This window comes from Polaribacter sp. SA4-10 (assembly GCF_002163835.1).
In the GTDB taxonomy this organism is placed as follows: Bacteria; Bacteroidota; Bacteroidia; order Flavobacteriales; family Flavobacteriaceae; genus Polaribacter.
Map to the genome: position 1 here is coordinate 1,738,804 of NZ_CP019331.1, position 19,523 is coordinate 1,758,326.

Annotated in this window: 14 protein-coding genes; 7 read left to right on the forward strand and 7 right to left on the reverse strand. The window is 32.1% G+C overall.

What is annotated here, in order from left to right:
• Positions 1 to 5 precede the first annotated feature (5 nt).
• Positions 6 to 2,333 carry a DPP IV N-terminal domain-containing protein gene (locus tag BTO04_RS07590; protein WP_087565353.1) on the forward strand — a complete coding sequence of 776 codons (2,328 nt, stop codon included), beginning with the start codon at positions 6 to 8 and terminating at the stop codon, positions 2,331 to 2,333.
• Positions 2,334 to 2,417: 84 nt separating this feature from the next.
• On the forward strand, positions 2,418 to 4,079 hold the full coding sequence (locus tag BTO04_RS07595; RefSeq protein WP_087563930.1) for a M1 family metallopeptidase: 1,662 nt from the start codon (positions 2,418 to 2,420) through the stop codon (positions 4,077 to 4,079).
• A 12-nt stretch (positions 4,080 to 4,091) separates the two neighbouring features.
• Here the strand turns inward: BTO04_RS07595 and BTO04_RS07600 are convergent, their stop codons facing one another.
• The gene (locus BTO04_RS07600) at positions 4,092 to 4,718 is read right to left on the reverse strand and encodes a peptidylprolyl isomerase (RefSeq protein WP_087563931.1); all 627 of its coding nucleotides are present in this window, start codon (positions 4,716 to 4,718) and stop codon (positions 4,092 to 4,094) included.
• Positions 4,719 to 4,841: 123 nt separating this feature from the next.
• On the opposite strand from BTO04_RS07600, the gene BTO04_RS07605 reads away from it, so the two are divergent.
• The 3 genes from BTO04_RS07605 (at position 4,842) to BTO04_RS07615 (ending at position 7,892) form a co-directional block, all read left to right on the forward strand.
• On the forward strand, positions 4,842 to 5,210 hold the full coding sequence (locus BTO04_RS07605; RefSeq protein ID WP_087563932.1) for a BlaI/MecI/CopY family transcriptional regulator: 369 nt from the start codon (positions 4,842 to 4,844) through the stop codon (positions 5,208 to 5,210).
• Positions 5,210 to 6,691, forward strand: a complete 1,482-nt coding sequence (locus BTO04_RS07610; protein WP_087563933.1) for a M56 family metallopeptidase — start codon at positions 5,210 to 5,212, stop codon at positions 6,689 to 6,691. Before BTO04_RS07605 ends, BTO04_RS07610 begins: the two co-directional genes overlap by 1 nt.
• Before the next feature lie 100 nt (positions 6,692 to 6,791).
• The gene (locus BTO04_RS07615; RefSeq protein ID WP_087563934.1) at positions 6,792 to 7,892 is read left to right on the forward strand and encodes a DUF4407 domain-containing protein; all 1,101 of its coding nucleotides are present in this window, start codon (positions 6,792 to 6,794) and stop codon (positions 7,890 to 7,892) included.
• Positions 7,893 to 8,395: 503 nt separating this feature from the next.
• Here BTO04_RS07615 and BTO04_RS07620 read toward each other — a convergent pair.
• A complete protein-coding gene (locus BTO04_RS07620; protein WP_087563935.1) occupies positions 8,396 to 9,679 on the reverse strand; it encodes an ATP-binding protein in 1,284 nt (427 codons plus the stop codon).
• A gap of 299 nt (positions 9,680 to 9,978) precedes the next feature.
• Positions 9,979 to 10,578, reverse strand: a complete 600-nt coding sequence (locus tag BTO04_RS07625) for an alkylphosphonate utilization protein (RefSeq protein WP_087563936.1) — start codon at positions 10,576 to 10,578, stop codon at positions 9,979 to 9,981.
• A gap of 58 nt (positions 10,579 to 10,636) precedes the next feature.
• Here BTO04_RS07625 and BTO04_RS07630 point away from each other — a divergent pair, with 58 nt between their 5' ends.
• A complete protein-coding gene (locus tag BTO04_RS07630) occupies positions 10,637 to 11,140 on the forward strand; it encodes a GNAT family N-acetyltransferase (protein ID WP_087563937.1) in 504 nt (167 codons plus the stop codon).
• Between the two features lie 544 nt (positions 11,141 to 11,684).
• On the opposite strand, the gene ade is transcribed toward BTO04_RS07630, so the two are convergent.
• Positions 11,685 to 13,307 (reverse strand): adenine deaminase, encoded by a 1,623-nt coding sequence (ade, locus tag BTO04_RS07635; protein ID WP_087563938.1) that lies wholly within the window; start codon positions 13,305 to 13,307, stop codon positions 11,685 to 11,687.
• Positions 13,308 to 13,773: 466 nt separating this feature from the next.
• Between ade and BTO04_RS07640 the strand changes: the two genes are divergently transcribed.
• Entirely contained in the window at positions 13,774 to 15,759 is a 1,986-nt protein-coding gene (locus BTO04_RS07640; RefSeq protein ID WP_087563939.1) for a translation factor GTPase family protein, read from the forward strand.
• Positions 15,760 to 16,073: 314 nt separating this feature from the next.
• Here BTO04_RS07640 and BTO04_RS07645 read toward each other — a convergent pair whose 3' ends face one another.
• From BTO04_RS07645 to BTO04_RS07650, 3 genes are all read right to left on the reverse strand, one after another.
• Positions 16,074 to 17,306, reverse strand: coding sequence for a DUF1566 domain-containing protein (locus tag BTO04_RS07645; RefSeq protein ID WP_087563940.1), 1,233 nt, complete (start codon positions 17,304 to 17,306; stop codon positions 16,074 to 16,076).
• Positions 17,307 to 17,396: 90 nt separating this feature from the next.
• Entirely contained in the window at positions 17,397 to 17,555 is a 159-nt protein-coding gene (locus tag BTO04_RS15335; RefSeq protein WP_198342041.1) for a hypothetical protein, read from the reverse strand.
• Positions 17,556 to 17,563: 8 nt separating this feature from the next.
• On the reverse strand, positions 17,564 to 19,366 hold the full coding sequence (locus tag BTO04_RS07650) for a T9SS type A sorting domain-containing protein (protein ID WP_087563941.1): 1,803 nt from the start codon (positions 19,364 to 19,366) through the stop codon (positions 17,564 to 17,566).
• Positions 19,367 to 19,523: the final 157 nt, after the last annotated feature.

The window sequence follows — 19,523 nt, forward strand, 5'->3', positions numbered from 1 at the left end:
TACAAATGAAAAAAAATTATTTAAAATTTGTTGTATTTTTAGGCATAACCACATTCATTTTTTCTTGTTCAAAAACAAAAGAGCAAAAACAATTTACAGTTGCAGAGTATGAAGCGGCAGCAAAACATATGGATAGAGATTTATATGATTTAGTTTATAATAAAGTTTCTGGAAGCACATTTATTGATAATAACAAACTAATTTATTCAACAAAAAATAAAGAAGGTAAAAAATATCTTCTTGTTGATATAGAGGCAAAAACAAAAAAAGAGGCCTTTAATCATCAAGAATTGGCCAAAATTTTATCCAAAGAATTAGATACAGAAATAAAAGCAAGTAATTTACCCATTTATGATTTTGAGTTTACTGATAATATAGAAAGTATTCGTTTTACAACTCACAAACAAATATTTAATTTTAATATAGCGAGTAATGTCTTATCTAAAGTGACTCCTAAACTTAAAAAAACGTCAAGAAATGAAAATGTTTCCCCCAACGGAAAGCTAGCGGCATATATAGACAATTTTAACCTTTGGGTACGCAGCATAGAAACGAATAAAAAGACACAGCTTACTTTTGATGGTGTTCAAAATTATGGATACGCAACTAACAATGCTGGTTGGACCAAAAGTGATGGAGCTGTTTTAAAATGGTCTCCAAATTCAGATAAAATTGCCACTTTTCAACAAGATGCAAGAGGTGTTGGTATGATGTATTTAACATCTTCTAATGTTGGGCATCCCAAATTAGAAGCTTGGAAACATCCATTACCTGGAGATGATAACATTTTTACAATAGAACGTGTAATTATCCATTTAGGAACCACTCCAAAAATGGTTCGTTTAAAAATGGATAAAGATTTTCAAAGAGGATCAACAACAGATCATATTGCAAGTAGAAAAAACGAATTATTAGACGCACAATGGAATAAACAAGGCACAAAATTTGCTTTTGTTTCTGGTTCTAGAGATCATAAAGTAGCACATTTACAAATTGCAAATGCTAAAACTGGAGTTGTAAAATCAATTCATAAAGAAGAAGTAGATACTTATTATGAGTCTGGAGTAAAAGCAGAAAACTGGAAGGTTTTATTTGATTCTAATGAGTTTATCTGGTATTCAGAAAAAACAAACTGGGGACACGTTTATTTGTATGATTTAGAAACTAAAAAATTAAAAAATCAAATTACTACTGGAGATTGGCTTGTAAAACAAATTAAAAGTATCGATGAAAAGAATAGACAAATCTATTTTACTGCTGGAGGAAAAGAAACAGGAAACCCATATCATAATTATTATTACAAAGTAAACTTTGATGGTTCAAATAACATCAATTTAACACCAAGTAAAGGAACACATATCGTTGTTTTTTCTGATGATAATTCAACACTTATAGATACTTATTCAACAACCACTACTCCACCAATTTCAGTTTTAAGAAATAACAAAGGAGAAAAAATAATGGATTTAGAAACTGCTGACATTTCTGAATTAAAGGCGAATAACTGGCAAAAACCAGTTGAATTCTCTGTAAAAGCAAGAGATGAAAAAACAGATTTATATGGATTACTATTTTTACCAAGTCATTATGTTGAAAGTAAAAAATATCCTGTTTTAAATTACATTTATCCAGGTCCACAATCTGGTAGTGTTGGTAATTATAACTTTAGACCCGTTTGGAGAGATTTTCAAGCAGTTGCAGAATTAGGTTTTATTGTCGTTGCAGTAGACGCAATGGGAACTCCAATGCGATCAAAATCTTTTCATGACGCTTATTATGGAAACATGGGAGATAATGGTTTGCCAGACAATATTACTGCAATTAAACAGCTTGCACAAAAGTATAAAGGAATGGATATTGAGAGCGTTGGTATTTGGGGCCATTCTGGTGGTGGTTTTGCTTCTACAAGAGCTGTTTTTGCGTATCCTGAATTTTACGATGTTGCAGTTTCTGGAGCAGGAAATCATGATAATAGAAATTATGAAGCAGATTGGGGAGAAAAATGGCAAGGGCTTTTAGTTGAAGGTAACTTAGAAGGAAAAGGTGATGGAACAACTAATTATGATAATCAAGCAAATCAATTAATTGCAAAAGATTTAAAGGGAAAATTATTAATTACTCATGGAGCTATGGATAATAATGTGCCACCTTCAAACACAATGTTGGTTGTAGAGGCATTGATTAAAGCAAACAAAGATTTCGACATGATTTTGTTTCCAAATAAAAGACATGGTTATGGAGATATGACAAAATACATGACACGTAAACGTTGGGATTATTTTGTAACACATCTTTTAAATGCCAAACCTGCAAAAGATTTTAAACTGAAATAATAGTTCTAAAAAACTACAAAAAGCAACTTGTCAAAAAAATATTTTGGCAAGTAAAAAAAGCAATTTATAACACATTTAATCATCATGAAATATCGCTTTTACCTTCTAATTTGTTTTACAATACTCTGTTCTTTAAATTCATACTCTCAAGGATTGTTAAGTGAGAAAAGCAACTTTACAAGACAAGATAGTTTAAGAGGCACCATTACACCAGAAAGAATTTGGTGGGATTTAACCTATTATCATTTAGAAGTTAAAGTAGCACCAAATAAAAAACACATTTCAGGAAAAAACACCATTAAGTACAAAGTTTTAAGCGCTTATAAAACAATGCAAATTGATTTACAAGCATCTTTAACAATTACAAAAGTTACACAAGATGGTAAAGAATTAAAAGTGATTCATGATGGAAATGCACATTTTATAAAATTGATTAAAAATCAACATATAGGAAAGACTGAAACTATTGTTGTCTATTATCAAGGAAATCCTAAAGAAGCAATTAGAGCTCCTTGGGATGGAGGTTTTTCATGGAAAAAAGATAAAAATGGAAATCATTTTATAGCAACTTCTTGTCAGGGTTTAGGAGCAAGTGTCTGGTGGCCTTGCAAAGACCATATGTATGATGAAGTAGAAAACATGCGAATTAGTGTTACTGTACCCAGTAATTTAATGGATATTTCTAATGGTAGATTAGAAAGTGTAGAGGATCATGGAACTACAAAAACCTATAATTGGTTTGTAGACAATCCTATTAATAATTACGGTGTAAATGTAAATATTGGTAATTATGCTCATTTTTCTGAAATTTTCTATGGAGAAAAAGGCCCTTTAGATATGGATTATTATGTATTAAAAGACAATTTAGAAAAAGCAAAAGAGCATTTTAAAGATGCGCCAAAAATGATGAAAGCTTTTGAACATTGGTTTGGTCCTTACCCTTTTTACAAAGACGGTTATAAATTGGTAGAAGTGCCATATTTAGGGATGGAACACCAAAGTTCTGTTACGTATGGAAACAAATATATGCAAGGATATTTAGGACGTGATTTGTCTGAGACTGGTTGGGGATTAAAATTCGATTTTATTATAATTCACGAATCTGGACATGAATGGTTTGCTAATAATATTACCAACAAAGATATTGCAGACATGTGGATTCATGAAAGTTTTACCAATTACTCAGAAAATTTATTTTTAGATTATTACTACGGCAAAAAAGCAGCCTCAGAATATGTAATAGGTTTAAGGAAATCTATTGCAAATAAAAACACCATTATTGGCCAATACGATGTAAATAAAGAAGGCTCTGGAGACATGTACAACAAGGGAGGAAACATGCTTCATACTTTAAGACAATTAATTAATAACGATGAAAAATGGCGTTCTATTTTAAGAAAAATGAACAAAACATTTTATCATCAAACAGTTACAACTGTACAAATTGAAGATTTTTTAAGCTCAGAAACTGGTTTTGATTTAACGCCATTCTTTAATCAATATTTAAGAGATATTAAAATACCAACATTAGAATATTCTATTAAAAACAAGGTTTTAAATTACAAATGGACAAATGTTGTAGCTGCTTTTAAGATGCCAATAAAAGTTACAATAAATAATAAAGAACAATGGATTTATCCTACAGAAGAACTGAAGGAAATGGATTTAGAATCTGAAAAATCAGAAATAAAAGTAGATCCAAATTTTTATATCTACACAAAAAAAATAAATAATAAAAGCTATTAAATGCAGCTTTTATTATTTTATTAAATATGCTTTTATTATGTAATCTACTTTTGGGTATTTCTCCCTTAAAAAAGTATTTCCATCTTTATTAATTTTATCTTGTTGTCTCCCTAAATTATCGCCATAACCATTGTAAAATTTCAACACATTTTCTTTACCTTCAATTACTTTTGCAATTACAGGAAAACCAGAAACACCAGAATAAGTTAATTTATCTAAACGATAGTTATCTTTTAAATTGATAAAAATCTGATTCGATCTTGTTTCTATTCCTCCTCTTGCAAATGCAAGTGTCATTGCATCATTTTTTTGAATTACTGGTTCATCTTCAATTCCTTTTTGCCAACTTTTATTAATTAAAGAATCATTGTGAATTCCAAATTGCGCTACAAAACTAGGTACGACCCTATAAATAGCAACATCATCATAATATCCATATTTTATTAACTGATAAAAACGATCTACTCCTTTTGGCGACCAATCCCTGATTGCTTCAATATCAAAATTCCCTTTTGTAGTTTCAAATCGTGCTTTAAAAGTAACTGGCGCTTCTTTTGCAAACCATTTTTCTTTGAATTTTTTAGTCGCACAGGAACTAAAAAGTACAATACTTGCTATTAATAGAATCTTATTTTTCATTTTTTTCTGTTCGTTTTCTCTTTATAACTGGGCAAATATACTACAATGAAGTTTTAAAATTTAACTCTACGTTTGTAGAATTCAATTTTTTATTCTATGTTTGTAGAGTAAAAAAGACAAACGATGCAATTATCTAAAACCGAAGAACAATTAATGCAATATTTATGGAAACGTAAAAAAGCATTTTTAAAAGAATTATTAGAAGATTTTCCAGAACCAAAACCAGCAACAACAACAGTTGCTACTTTGCTAAAAAGAATTTCTGATAAAGGTTTTATAGATTATAAATTGTTTGGTAAGTCTAGAGAATACTTTCCAATAATAAAGAAAACAGATTATTTCTCTAAACATGTAAATGGTCTAATTAAAAACTTCTTTAATGATTCTGCAAGTCAGTTTGCTTCTTTCTTTACAAAAGAAACTAATCTTTCTAATGAAGAATTAGAGGAATTGAAAAAAATAATAGACAATCAAATTAAAAAACAACAATAATGATATTTTATCTTTTAAAATCTGCTGGTTGTTTAGCGCTTTTGCTTGCTTTCTATCACTTTGTTTTAGAACGCGAAAAAATGCACAAATTCAATCGTTTCTTTTTGTTAGGTAGTGTTTTGTTTTCTTTTTTAGCTCCTGCTTTTATTATTTATATTGAAGCTATCCCTAAAATAGTAACATCAACAAATTCAATGAGCTTTTCTACATTAGAAACTCCTATTGAAAAAAGCATAAATTACACATTAATATTAACTAGTATATACTTTATAATTTCAAGTGTTTTTGCTTTTAGATTTGGTAAAAACTTGTTTAAAATAATTACTAAAATTAAAAGAAATCAACATCAAAAACTAGATTATGCTACACTTGTTTTAGTGGATGATAAAATCTTAACACATTCTTTTTTAAACTATATTTTTATCAATAAAGAAGAATACATTTCAGATAAAATTGAGCCTGAATTATTAACACATGAATTAACGCATGTTATTCAAAAACATACTATTGATGTATTAATAATGGAATTTATTTTCATCCTTTTTTGGATAAACCCATTATTTATCATTCTTAAAAAAGCAATACAATTAAACCATGAATTTATAGCCGACGAAAAGGTTATTAATCAACATAAAAACACATCTCAATACCAGCATTTACTATTAGGTAAAGCTGCTTGGAACAACGAATATTACTTGGCCAGTAATTTGAATTATTCACTTACTAAAAAAAGATTAACAATGATGACAACAAAGAGTTCAAACTCAAAAATAGTATTAAAAAAACTCGCTATTATTCCTTTATTAGCAGGTTTCATATTCCTCTTTGCTAAAAGAGTTGAAGCAAAAAATGAAAATTCAATATCAATTTCTGACCTAAAAGTTAATGAACTGAATTTAGAACAAAGTAAAGACACAATTCCTTCTAATGTAGAAATAAAATATGAAAAAATAGTTGCTACAAAATCTGAAATAAGAGAATACAACAAATTATTAGCGAAAGGGAAAAAGGATAAAATGTTTAAACAGAAAGATGTACTAAAAATGCAGTATTTGTATAAAGTAATGTCTGAAAAACAAAAAAATTCTGTGGAGAATGTTTTTGATGTAATTCCACCTCCTCCACCTCCAATTACTGTTAAAAGAATTGATCCAGATAAAAAAGGAAAATCGACTTATTACATAGATGGAAAGCTTACATCAAAAAAAGAAATGAAAGAATTGAGCCCTGATAAAATAAAAAGTATAAATGTTAAAAAAGACAAAGATGGCTCTGGATCTGTTTATATATCAAGTAAAAAAACAATTACCGTTAAAGCAATTGATACAGAACAAAAAAAGGAACCAACTTATTACTTAGACGGAAAGATAATTTCAAAAAAAGAAATGGATAAATTGAACACTGAAAACATAAAAAGCGTCGATGTTAAAAAAAATAAAGATGGCACTGGATCTGTTTATATAACTAGTAAAAAAGAGTAATCTAACCAACCTCAACTAAAAAAACTTCGAGCTTTCGATGTTTTTTTTTGTAACAAATTCTGTACAAACACGTTGTAACTATATAACCAAATAGAAAACCGTGCTTAAAAAATTCTTTATTACTTGTTCTGGAGTAGATAAAACGATTCTAAATAATTGTTCTGATGGCGAACAAAATAAATATGTTGGTATTGGTGCTACTATATTTTTCACCGCTATTATGGCTACAATTGCTGGAAGTTATGCACTATTTACTGTTTTTGATAATTTGTACGCAGCAATCTTTTTTGGAAGTATTTGGGGATTATTAATATTTAATTTAGACCGATTTATTGTTTCTACAATTAAAAAATCGGATTCTAAATGGAAAGAGTTTTTACAAGCTTCACCAAGAATTATTTTGGCAGTTATTATTGCGATTGTTATTTCTAAACCTTTAGAATTAAAGTTATTTGAGAAGGAAATAAATCAGGTTTTATTGACAGAAAAAAACCAAATGAAGTTGGATAATAAAACGCAGATTGCGGAACAATTTACGCCTGAAATTTCTAAGATAAATTCAGAAATTGGTGTATTGAAACAAGAAATTACAACTCAAGAAGCAAAAACGAATGCTTTGTATGAAACGTATATTTCTGAAGCAGAAGGCAGAAAAGGAACAAAATTATTAGGAAAAGGACCAGTTTACAAAGAAAAAAGAGAAAAACATGATGCTACTTTAGCAGAATTGAATCAACTTAAAAAAGGCAATGCAGATAAAATAAGCACCAAGGAAACAGCAATTATAGACTTACAAAAAAAACAAGAAGTATACGAAACAAAAACACAACCCATCATTGCAAATTTTGACGGTTTAATGGCAAGAATAAATGCTTTAGGTAAATTACCGTGGTTGCCATCGTTCTTTATCTTCTTATTGTTTTTAGCAATTGAAACATCTCCAATATTTGCAAAATTAATTTCACCAAGAGGTGAATATGATTTTAAATTAGAAAATAATGAAACCGCTGTAAAAACTTGGGTACAACAACAAGTACAGCAAAGAGAAGAAATGCTAAAAGCAGATATAAACATCAACAAAAAAGTATATAATACTATTACCGAAGAGGAAGAGTTATATGCCTATAAACAAAAAATGGCTCGCGATTTAATGAAATTGCAAGCCGATTCTTTTTATAAAAAACAACAAAAAATGTTGTAATAAGCTTCCCTTAATCTCTATAAAGGAAAGAAACACTCTTTTGAAAATTGTATCTAAAAAATTAGTAAGAGTAGGATGCTCACTTTTATGTCTTTAGTAAAGAAGTAAAGAAGTAAAGGAACTCTATAATCAGTTTTAACATCTGCAAAACCTAAAGTTACAGATTATGCTTTTACAACCTTATAACCGAACTTAGGAACTGCAGTACATAAAAGTTAACAAATATTTGTAATTGCCAATATCGCTGGAATTATTGAAGGTACTACCGATAGTGATGATAGCAACAAAGAATATGAAATTTTATTCGATGAACTAAAAAAACAGAACTCTGAGTTATTATACAAAGACAAATTATTAGCGATTTCTTAAACAGATAGGTTAGATGAGAAGCTACAAACTGAAATAAAAGTAGAATTACCAGAAGGTATTGTCGCTATATTTATATCTGCTATTACTGAAATTGGTTTGCAAGAATTAAAGGATACACTTGAGGGAATGTTGAATTAAACTGGTAGCGTAAAATAAAAAGTAGTTCCTTTATTGACCTTACTTTCTAAATATATTTTGCCTTTATTTCTACTAATTATTTTCTTTACTAAAGACAAACCTATACCTGTAGAATCTACCCCTTTCTTTATTTCTAATTTTTGAAATAATTCAAATATTTTCTCATGATAATTACTATCAATCCCAATACCATTATCTTTTACTGAAAAAGTATAAAACTTGTTATCTTGAGTAAAGTCAATCTCAATTTCGCAAACATCCTTATCATTATATTTAATTGCATTGTGAATTAAATTCTGAAAAACTTGACTCATTTGAGATTTATTAATTTTCACAAATGGAAGCCTCTTTTTTACTGTTATATTACAATTATTTTTTTTATTTAAAAGGATAAAGTCTTTTATTAAAAGATCTGTATCTACCTCCTCATTGCTATTTGAAACTTTATTCTGCAAAGAATAATTTAAAACCCCTTCTAAAATAGAATCCATTTTAACAACTTGCATTTCTAATAACCTTAAGTGTTCATTAAGGCTAGTCATATTATTATTTCTTACATCATCTCTGGCCCAATTAGATAAGGCCAATGTGTTTCTTAACGGTGTCCGTAAATCATGGGAAACTACGTGCGCAAAATCTTCTAAATCTTCATTTTTTTCTTCTAAATCTTTCGCTCTTTTTTTTAAGTCTAAAGTTCTTTTAATTTTGCCTTTCTCTAAGAGTTTATTATTGCGATAAAGAAATTCCCTATACCTAGTAGCGTTATTTAGAAGAATCATACCAAAAACAAATATTAAAGAAAAAGAGCTTAAAATTGTTTTATAAGTGATATCATCTACTTCAGATATCATTAATTTTTGCAATAAATGCGCATATACAGTCACAAAATAAATATTCACAAATATTCTTGTACTAAACAATATAATAGATCCAAAAACGACTGCATAGAATCCTAAAATAAATCGAATGCTAAAATTATTAAGGTGTAAGTTAATTATTAAATAATGTGTAAACCCCAACATTAATAAAAAGACAATCCATCCGTAAAAAGAATTTATAGTTTTTTTAAAAATAAAAGGCAGTATACTAGCTATTAAAAACAGCAAGGCAGAAACTTCTCTGGCTCCTTCTATTCTTAAAGTTTCATCCCCATAATTATTAATAAAATACGAATAAATAAATAAAGTAGGACCAATTAAAAATAACAGAAAACTATGACTCTTTACCTCAAAACCTTCAACGCTTCCAAGTCCTTGTATTTTTTTTTTAAAGTTATTCATATGTAGAATATCAATTTTAATTGATATTTATTTATACTAAGGGTTATAAAAACACTAATTCTATAAATGTAATGCTTTTTGTTTAAAACATACAATTAGTGTTTAACCAATATCCTTATGGGAAGTCTCTATTTTGTGGTTACTGGAATTCCTTTTTTAAATAACTGGATGAATCTTTGCTAAATTTTAAACGCTCTCTTGCAATAAACTATCTAACTGAGGTAACTGTAGTTTTAAATTTAGCAGAACAAAAAAGCGAGTGCATAAAGCGAGACCTAAAAGGTAACGCTCACAAAAAACTACTCCTTTTCTGCCATTTTTTTAACGAAATCTGTAATAATTACAATTTGAGTTGGCCCCACTTTGCCTTCAATATGTTTAGCGTTTTCATGATCTAAAGAAATTCTACGAACTGCCGTTCCTTGTTTTGCAACTAAGCTAGAACCTTTTACTTTTAAATCTTTTATTAAAACCACAGAATCTCCAGCTTGTAAAATAGCGCCATTTGCATCTCTGTGAATAATTTTTTCACTTTCATCTAAATGATCTCCAGATTCTTTAGCAAAACGTAATTCATCATCTTCTAAATACATCATGTCTAGCAAGTCTTTTGGCCAGCCTTCATTTCTTAAACGAGAAAGCATTCTCCAAACAACCACTTTTACGGGTCTAAATTCGCTCCACATAGAATCATTTAAACAACGCCAGTGATTTGCAGCTGTTTCTTCTGGGTTCTCTATTTGAGTTATACAAGTTTCACAAGCTAACAAGCTTCCATCTACTCCACTTCCACCAACTGTAGATGTTGGTTTCACTTCATAAATTGATAAATTATTAGTTGATGCGCATAATTCGCATTTATTTCCACTTCTACTTTCTAAATCTTGTTGTAAACTCATTTTAAAATTTTAGTTGCACAAAAGTACATTTTTAATTTTATCTGTTTATTTTTATCGAATGAAATTAGAAAGTGAAAGACTTATCATTAGAGATATTAGAATAAATGATGCTGCTTTTTATTTTGAATTGTTTAACAACCCAGATTGGATAAAGTTTATTTCTGATAAGAATTTAAAATCAGTTGATGAAACTGCCGCTTATTTAGAGAAAATGAAGTCAGAAAATTCAAAATTAGGCGGATTAGGGTTTTTTACGGTACTCTTAAAAGAAACCAACGAAGCTATTGGTGTTTCTACAGCATTGCAAAGAGATGCATTAGAATATGTAGATATTGGTTATGGTTTTTTACCAGAAGCTAGAGGAAAAGGTTATGCAACTGAAGCCACAAAATTAATTATTGAATATGTACGCAATACGTTTAAACAGAAAAAAGTGTATGCTTTTACAAAACCAAATAATGAGAATTCTCAAAAATTATTAAAGAACCTTAATTTTAAATATATTGGTGAAAAAGTAATTTTTGATAATGAAGAAGATGCTGTTTTTGAGTTTGAGTTTTAGAAGCTATTTCCTGCTTTCACTACTCGCTTTTTTCTTATACTGAATTTATTTCAGCATAAAAAAAAACACTCAAACAAACCGTTCAATCAGGGCTATACTTGTTTGCTAACTTGCTATTTTTACTAAAAAAAAGTGATTTTTGATGATAAAAAAAACGTTGTTGTTGAATTTAAGTTTTTCCCTGCTTTCCGCTATATCTTTTTATTACTGTCATTGCGAAGTTTACTTTTTTGTAAACTGTGGAAATCTCTAAATCCGAAAGAGATTACTTCGTTCCTAGTAGTGACGCTTGTTTAAAATAACAATATATCAAAAGATGTTTGAACGGCTTCATTCAGGGCTATACTTATTTACTTGCTAACTATTTGTTTTCACTAAAAAAAAGCACTCAAAATCTACTTCATATGGATTCCTTTTTTCAAAGGAATGACAAAGCACTATTGTCATTTCGAAATGAGCTTGTTTAAGCAATTGAGAAATTTCTTTTTTAAAATGAGATTCTTCCTAACGTCAGAATGACAAAGCATTCTCACAATGATGCGTTTTATTCAATTTCCAAAGAAGTAAATTTAAAGGAAGTTCCATCAAACAACCCTTTATCAGATAACTTTAAAGACGGAATTACCAACAACGCCATAAAAGACAAACTCATATAAGGCGCTCGTAATGTACTTCCCATTTGTTTTGCCATTGCATCTAATGCTGCATACGCTTTTCCAATTTCTTCTGCAGGTTTATCAGACATGATTCCTGCAACTGGTAATGAAACTATTTTTTCTTCAGATGAAGTCACTGCACAAACGCCGCCTCTGTTTTCAATAATTAAATTTACGGCTTTGCAAATCATTTCATCAGAAACCCCAATCGCAATAATATTATGAGAATCATGACCAACAGAACTTGCAATGGCGCCTTCTTTGATTCCGAAATTTTTAATAAAAGCAATGGAAGGTTCCGCATTTTTATACCGATTTACAACGGTCATTTTTAAAACATCCGTTACAGTGTTTGAAACTAAATTCCCATCTATAATTAAAGAATCTACTGCTATTTGATTGGTTACTAATTCGCCATCTAAAGCTTCAATAACTCTAATTTTTTCAGCGGTAGATATGAATCTAAAATCTTCTACTTTCTTAATATCAGTATCAAAATTATTCAACACTTCAAAAGGAACCGATTTTACAAAACTTTCTCCGTTTTTAGCAACTAACTCACCGTTTATATACGTTTCTAAAACGTTGAATTCTTTTAAATTATCAACCAAAATAAAATCTGCAGCATCTCCTTTTTGCAACAAACCAACCTCTAAATTATAATGCTTTACAGGGTTTACACAAGCTGCTTGTAATACTTTATAAACATCAATTCCTTTTGCTACTGCTCTTTCACACAATTGATTAATATGACCAACCAACAAATCATCTGGATGTTTATCATCTGAACAAAACATCATATTTTCGAAATGTTGTGGTAATAAAGCTATTAAAGCTTCAAAATTCTTTGCGGCACTTCCTTCTCTAATAAGTACTTTCATTCCTTTTTGCAATTTCTCTAACGCTTCATCATAAGTAAAACACTCATGATCTGTAGAAATTCCTGCAGCAATATATTTGGTAACATCATCTCCTCGTAAACCTGGAGCGTGACCATCTACTGGTTTATTATTATTTTTTGCGTGTTTTATTTTTGCTAACACTTCCTCATCATCAAACAAAACACCTGGATAATTCATCATTTCTGCCAAATATTTAATGTCTGGGTTTTCCATCATTAAATTAATATCATCCGCATCTATAATTGCGCCAGCACTTTCAAAAGAGGTTGCAGGCACACAACTTGGTGCTCCAAAGTTGAATTTAAACGGAACTTTTTTTCCGTTTTCAATCATAAAATCAACTCCTTTTACACCTAAAACATTGGCAATTTCATGCGGATCAGAAACCGTTGAAACGGTTCCATGAATTACCGCTATTTTAGCAAATTCTGATGGAACCAACATCGAGCTTTCTATATGAATATGTGCATCTACAAAACCGGGAAGTATAAAATTTTCTTGGTTGTGATTTGTTTCTTTTACAGAAACAATTTTCCCGTTTTCAACGTAAACTTCTCCTTTGTAAATTCGTTTGTGCTGTATGTCAACTATATTTCCTTGTACAATCATTGCTTTCTGTTTCTAAAACAAAATTACAAAGAATAATAAGCGTTTAAAAGTTTATTTAAGATAGATTATTTGGCCTAAAGGAATAAGTACATCGGTGTTCTTTAGATTATTTTGATAGGCATTGGTTATTTTCATACTACGGAATGCTTTTGTACTTTCAAGACCCAAAGGTATAAAGAATAAAAGCGCTTAGCGGAAGCGTCCTATCCTTTTTCTTCTTTTAAATGAAACACAAAAAAAGGCAATTGCAACCAAAGGTAAAATGACGTACTAGTTCTCAAACACTTACAAAACTAAAAGCGCTTGCTACTTGCCGGCTTGCTATCTGTACTTTATTTATTAACTTTAACGCTTTAAAATGCAACTTTCTAATGCATAAAAACGCGGGTTAACCTGCACAAGATACGTCCATTAAAAGCCAACGCAAAAACAACAAAATCTTTAAAAATAAACAGCTTCAGAAAACATGTCGTCTCCTAAAAAAGTAATAACCATCGGTATTTTAGCCCACGTAGATGCCGGAAAAACTTCAATTACCGAGGCACTACTGCATCATTCAGGAAGCACAACAGCATTGGGAAGTGTAGATAAAGGTTCGGCAATTACAGACGGCTTAACCATGGAGAAAAGCAGAGGAATTTCTATAAAATCCGCTGCTGTTCATTTTACTTGGAAACAGCGTTTGTTTCAACTCGTAGATACTCCAGGCCATATCGATTTTTCTGCGGAGGTAGATCGATCTCTTTCTATCTTAGATGCCGTAATACTGGTAGTTTCTGCAAAGGAAGGCGTGCAAGCACATACGCTAAACCTCTGGGAAAGCTTGACAGAACGCAAACTACCGGTCCTTATTTTTTTTAATAAAATAGACCGCGCTGGCGTTGTAATCGATGCCGTTTTTTTAGATTTTCAAAAAGACTTGGGTGCAAAGCTTTTCGCCCTGAATTATCCAGACATTTCACTTCCAGACGCGCCTAAATTGGTGCCTTTTATAAATTGTGATGCGCATATAACGTCTACAATACTAGACAGCTCTCTAGAAAACCTAGCCGACTGTGACCATTCTTTTCTCGCGCAATATCTCGAAGAAGACACCAGCGATTTAGCAGCTATTTTAGAGAAAGGAAAACAACAAATAAAAGCAAGAGCGCTTTATGGGGTGCTCTTTGGAAGTGCAAAATTAGGCTTGGGCATCGAAGCCTTATTAAACAACATTGTAGCATTAATACCAGCACCAAAAAATAGCTTTCCAACGGCAGCTGCAAAAGTTTTTAAAGTAACATTTGATGAAAAAAAAGGAAGATTGGCCGCTATAAAATCTTACGGAAGCCCATTAAAAAGCAAAGACTTTATTCGATCGCAACAGCTCGATAAAAACATTAAAATTAATCAAATTTTTAAACGGCATCTTGGCAGTTTAGTCCAAATTAAAACATTACATCCCGGAGAAATCGGAGTAATCACCACGTCAGAAATGATACTTCCTGGAGATGTTTTAGGTACAGAAAACTTAGAAGATCACTATGCTAAAATTAGTGAGGCGGTGCTAGACGTGCAGGTAATTGCCGCCAACATTCAAGAATATCAAAAATTAGGAGCAGCTTTAGAAATTCTCAATATTGAAGATCCTATATTAGATTTCAAATGGTTTAAAGAAGAAAAAGAGTTTCACTTAAAAATTTTAGGTCCCATTCAAACAGAAGTACTCAAAGAAAATTTAAGTCAACGATGGGGCATTGAAGCAAGCTTTCACAAACCCAAGGTAATTTATAAAGAAACACCTACCAAAGCGGCAGAAGGCTATGTGCGCTATTGGATGCCAAAGCCATGTTGGGCAATTATGACTTTCTTAATAGCACCGGCACCCTTGGGAAGTGGCGTTTCATTTAAATCGAACGTACGCACAACTGATATTAGCACTAAATATCTGAATGAAGTTAAACGCGCCATTCCTTGGTCTTTAAAACAGGGCATTCACGGGTATGAAGTTACCGATATATCCATTACACTTATCGAAGGCTCTGAACATACGGTGCACTCAAATCCTGGAGATTTTTTATTGGCAACACCGATGGGCGTCCTTAGGGGAATAGAAAATGCTGGGTCTACACTTTTAGAACCCATGTATGCTTTTGAAATTAAAGCAAATCAAGATTTATTAGGACCTATTTCTAGTGATTTAAATCAAATGCAGGCAACAATCGCTGCGCCCGTTTTTGAGGAGGATTTTTTTGTGATGCGCGGAAGCGTATCTGTTACTGCTGCGATGAATTATGCCATAAAATTTAATGCCACTACCTCCGGAAAAGGACGCCTGAAACTAAAACTTGATGGCTATCAAAAAACCACCACTACCGCAGACAAAATTAGAAGCTATAAAGGAGTTTCGCCGCTGAATGAAGCACAATGGATTTTGCACATGCGTGGCGCCTTTAAAGCAGACGAACGTTAATCTTACCATCTGCTTTACCCTAAATATTTTTGGGCTGCATGCGTGTTATTGAAAACGATATCGTTTGCAAGGCGCATAACAAGAACTCTAAAAAAAATGCTTTTCTGCTGCACTAGGTTTTGGCATATGCTCAATACGTTTATTTTGTTTTTGTATGGCTTCATGAGATTACTTCGGTCATACTTCCCTTGTAATGACCGGTAATTATTTTTATTAAACATAAAAAAACCACGACCACATTTTTAAAAGTGATCGTGGTTTTGTGTTTTTTATTATCGACCGCTTACGCGGCATTAAATTAAATAATTAAATAGTTAAAATGATCGTATAGCACGTACGGTACGCAATCTATTTTTCGTGTCATACCCGTCATATCCAGTCCAAACTCTTACATAGGCCTGGTCTGCTTGACGTTCACTGGAACTCCAGTATACACTACCAGACATTCCATCAATAACCGCTTTATTCTCGTATAATTTAGTAAGTTCATCCTTACTAGGTAAATACCAATCATCATATCCATCACTTGTTAAGTTATAACATAAATAAGCAGCATAAGGGCCAGTTCCATGATGAGCAACTATTACATCGGTATTTGCATTTCCAGATCCCAATGCCGTAGAAGTACCTCGAAGAGTAAAATCTCCTGAGCCATTGAACCAATCCGTAACACCAGGGGCAGACTGATCAGAAGGTGCAGCAATTAGACCATGTGTTTCTTCTGCAACATAACCTGTATCTCCAGCTTGGAATATATAAAATATTTTTCCTCCTTGAAAATCATCACCAACTGCTGGTGGTGGTGGTGGTGTTCCTCCAACCCAAGTTGGCACGCCACTTATCATTTGTAGTGTAGCGGCTTCATTTGGTGTAGCAGCTACCACTACCCATGCTGTACCGTTCCAGTATTGCATATCTCCGGTTGTTGTACCAGAAGACTGCCCTTCAGGTGCTACTTCCCAACTTGCTAAACCATCTGCATCAGATTTTAATACTTTACCAACAGCAGGTGAACCTCCTGTAATTTTAACCAAGCCTGTTTCTGAAGTCCCTGTAACGGTTAAATCGGTTAAAGTTCCAACGGAGGTTAAAGAGGAACCTATTACAGTTGCATTTAAGGCAGTTCCTGTTAATGTTCCAGCAGCAGTCGCTTTTGCATACAAAGCATACGGCACACTTACTAATTGGGTGGTACCTGTAATTGTGTAAAGACCATTCCCCGTTGCGTCGATCTCTATTTTTACAAAGTAAGATCCGGTAGACCAAACAATATTAGAGAAAACCCCACTAAGTGTAGTCCCTGCACCTATATAAATACTTAATAAACCATTTGCATTGGTGGTTGGTGTTTGTAATTCTTCATAAACTGCTGTTCCGTTTTCCGTGGTTTGCAAAACACTTATTTTCATAGCTACAACTTGGTTGGCAACAATGGCATTAGCGGCATCACGTACAACCGCTTGGTAACTTATTTGTTCTGGTGATTGCCCAAAAATACTTACTGTAATTAATAGGGCTGCTAAAAGTGTGAATCTTATTTTATTCATGATTTTTCTTAGAGTTTTAAATACTCCTTATAGTTATTTATGGAGCTGTTTTTACGATGTTATTGTACTAGAAATTTCTTGTAATTTTAATTAAAAAGGATCGCCACCTGCTTCTGGTGGTGAACCTGCTTGTGCTTTTTGTGGACTTAAAATTATTAAAGTACCCAAAGCGGTTAATGCTGCGTATTTACTTATTTTTAACACCGCTTCTTTGCGAGAAATAAGGTCGTTATCTGTGTTTTCTTTCATGCTGTTTTCTATTGAATAAATAATTTTTGAGTCTTCACTTCCTGATCATTAGATACCTTTATAAGATACAAACCAACACTAAGTCTTGATGCATCTATGCGATGCGTAGTACTTGTCTGTTTTAGTTTCTGGCTTAATACTAAACGGCCATTTACATCATATAAAACGGCGGTAGCATCTGAGTTTAAGCTTCCTTTAATCATGATTTCTCTTGGAGAAATAGTAGTATAAATCTGTATATAATTAAAGTTATTGTTTTCTATGTCTAAAGCTTTAGCGGTATAATGTAGGTAGAAGCGTCCTGCTCCTTCTAAATCTGCCGAAGGTGTAAACGTGTACTCTTTGTTAGTTAACAAGGTAAAAGTGTTTGTTACTCGATCTTCTAAATACACATTTATATCTGCTGGTAAAGTGGTAGCAAGCGCATCTATACTAATGGTTAACGCTGCTAATTTTGCATGTATACCTAAAGGCACAACCACATCATTAAAATCTGCATAGTCTAAACTTTGTATGGCCATTGCTGAGCCTGAATTGTCAGCCACCAGATTAGAGAAGATTGAAAAACCAGAAGAACTCTGAGAATACGTAGCGGCATCATAACCGATGTCTAAACCTCTAGTGGTGCCTTCTATAAAATAAATATCGGTAGTTGCTTTATCAGTTCCACTGCTTAAACGAACCTTACATAAAGCAACCTCCAAATTTGTTTGCTTTCCATTAATAAAATCATCTGCATTCCCTGTGGTTTGCATGGCGGTTGTAAATGTAACACTACCTCCTGTTGTTTTAGCCTTTACAAAAAAGGCTTGCCCTGGTGCTATTAATTCTGTAATCGCGGGATCTGCTATGGTGGCTGAGTTCCAGACCGTCCAACCATTTGAGGTACCGTCACCATTATAACCATATACGGCTTGGTATTCACCGTCAGTGTTAAATTGACCCTTATTATCAGTAAAGAAACTGTTAAAATCAATGTAGGAAGGATATGGATTTCCTATAAGGTTCCATGCATTTCCTGCACTGTCATCTGAAATCGATACATTTACATCAGCTGTACTTACGGTTCCCGTAAATTTTAACGTGCTGCCGTCTGTGGTGGCTGCTCTATATCCTATACCTGACGATATTATTGTGTTTGCATTGTTAGCAGTATCATAATTTTGATAAGCTCCAGCACTTGTATTATAAGGCGCAAAAGCTCTTAAGTTGCCGGAAGCTGCTAAATTTGTATTTGCAGTGGCAAAAGCTCCAAAAACTTGACCTACAACTGGCGATGAAATTAAATCGTTTGTACCGCCCTCTGCTGAGCCAATTAATGCAGTGTAGCGGTTATAGTTTACCGTACCATTAATGGAGCCCTTAACAATTAGACTTGAGAAGGAACTCGATGTTGAATTTAATGTGGTAGCACTATTAGCAGATATCATAGCACCGGCAGCTACTGTTAAAGAAGCCCCAGGGTCAATCGTTAAAGTATCGAAGTAAGTATTGCTATTAGAAAAGGTAACATCTCCTGTAGTTACAACAATGGCATCTTCTGCAAAGGAAAGAGCAGTAGGGTCGATTGGTGACCAAGCAGTGTTAAAAGTATAGGTTTTTTTTTCATAGGGCTGTAGTAACCCTTCATGAATTGTAATACCATTGTCACTTGTTAAATTGGCGTAAAACACTTGACCAATAGTGTGAACTACTGTACCGCCAGCACTAATAACTTCACCTCCTGAAGAGGTTATGGCATTTTGTGAATGTACGAATTGAGTAGCAAATAAGACACACGCTACAAGCGTGTTTTTTTTAAAGAAATTCATGGGCCCCAGTATAAAATATATTTATAAGTTAACTTTAAATAAATTCAGTTTGATTCATTTATTTAAAGGTGTGGGGGAAGTTCTCTATTACAAAATGTATTAATACACAATGCAATAATGCAAAGAACCTGTTTTTAACATTAAAAAAAGTCAGTAT

Coding starts and splice junctions, on each gene's coding strand:
- BTO04_RS07610 (WP_087563933.1), top strand. CDS start 5,210: ATGATATTTTATCTTTTAAAATCTGCTGGTTGTTTAGCGCTTTTGCTT.
- BTO04_RS07640 (WP_087563939.1), top strand. CDS start 13,774: ATGTCGTCTCCTAAAAAAGTAATAACCATCGGTATTTTAGCCCACGTA.
- BTO04_RS07630 (WP_087563937.1), top strand. CDS start 10,637: ATGAAATTAGAAAGTGAAAGACTTATCATTAGAGATATTAGAATAAAT.
- BTO04_RS07605 (WP_087563932.1), top strand. CDS start 4,842: ATGCAATTATCTAAAACCGAAGAACAATTAATGCAATATTTATGGAAA.
- BTO04_RS07650 (WP_087563941.1), bottom strand. CDS start 19,366: ATGAATTTCTTTAAAAAAAACACGCTTGTAGCGTGTGTCTTATTTGCT.
- BTO04_RS07625 (WP_087563936.1), bottom strand. CDS start 10,578: ATGAGTTTACAACAAGATTTAGAAAGTAGAAGTGGAAATAAATGCGAA.
- BTO04_RS07595 (WP_087563930.1), top strand. CDS start 2,418: ATGAAATATCGCTTTTACCTTCTAATTTGTTTTACAATACTCTGTTCT.
- ade (WP_087563938.1), bottom strand. CDS start 13,307: ATGATTGTACAAGGAAATATAGTTGACATACAGCACAAACGAATTTAC.
- BTO04_RS07620 (WP_087563935.1), bottom strand. CDS start 9,679: ATGAATAACTTTAAAAAAAAAATACAAGGACTTGGAAGCGTTGAAGGT.
- BTO04_RS07645 (WP_087563940.1), bottom strand. CDS start 17,306: ATGAATAAAATAAGATTCACACTTTTAGCAGCCCTATTAATTACAGTA.
- BTO04_RS15335 (WP_198342041.1), bottom strand. CDS start 17,555: ATGAAAGAAAACACAGATAACGACCTTATTTCTCGCAAAGAAGCGGTG.
- BTO04_RS07600 (WP_087563931.1), bottom strand. CDS start 4,718: ATGAAAAATAAGATTCTATTAATAGCAAGTATTGTACTTTTTAGTTCC.
- BTO04_RS07590 (WP_087565353.1), top strand. CDS start 6: ATGAAAAAAAATTATTTAAAATTTGTTGTATTTTTAGGCATAACCACA.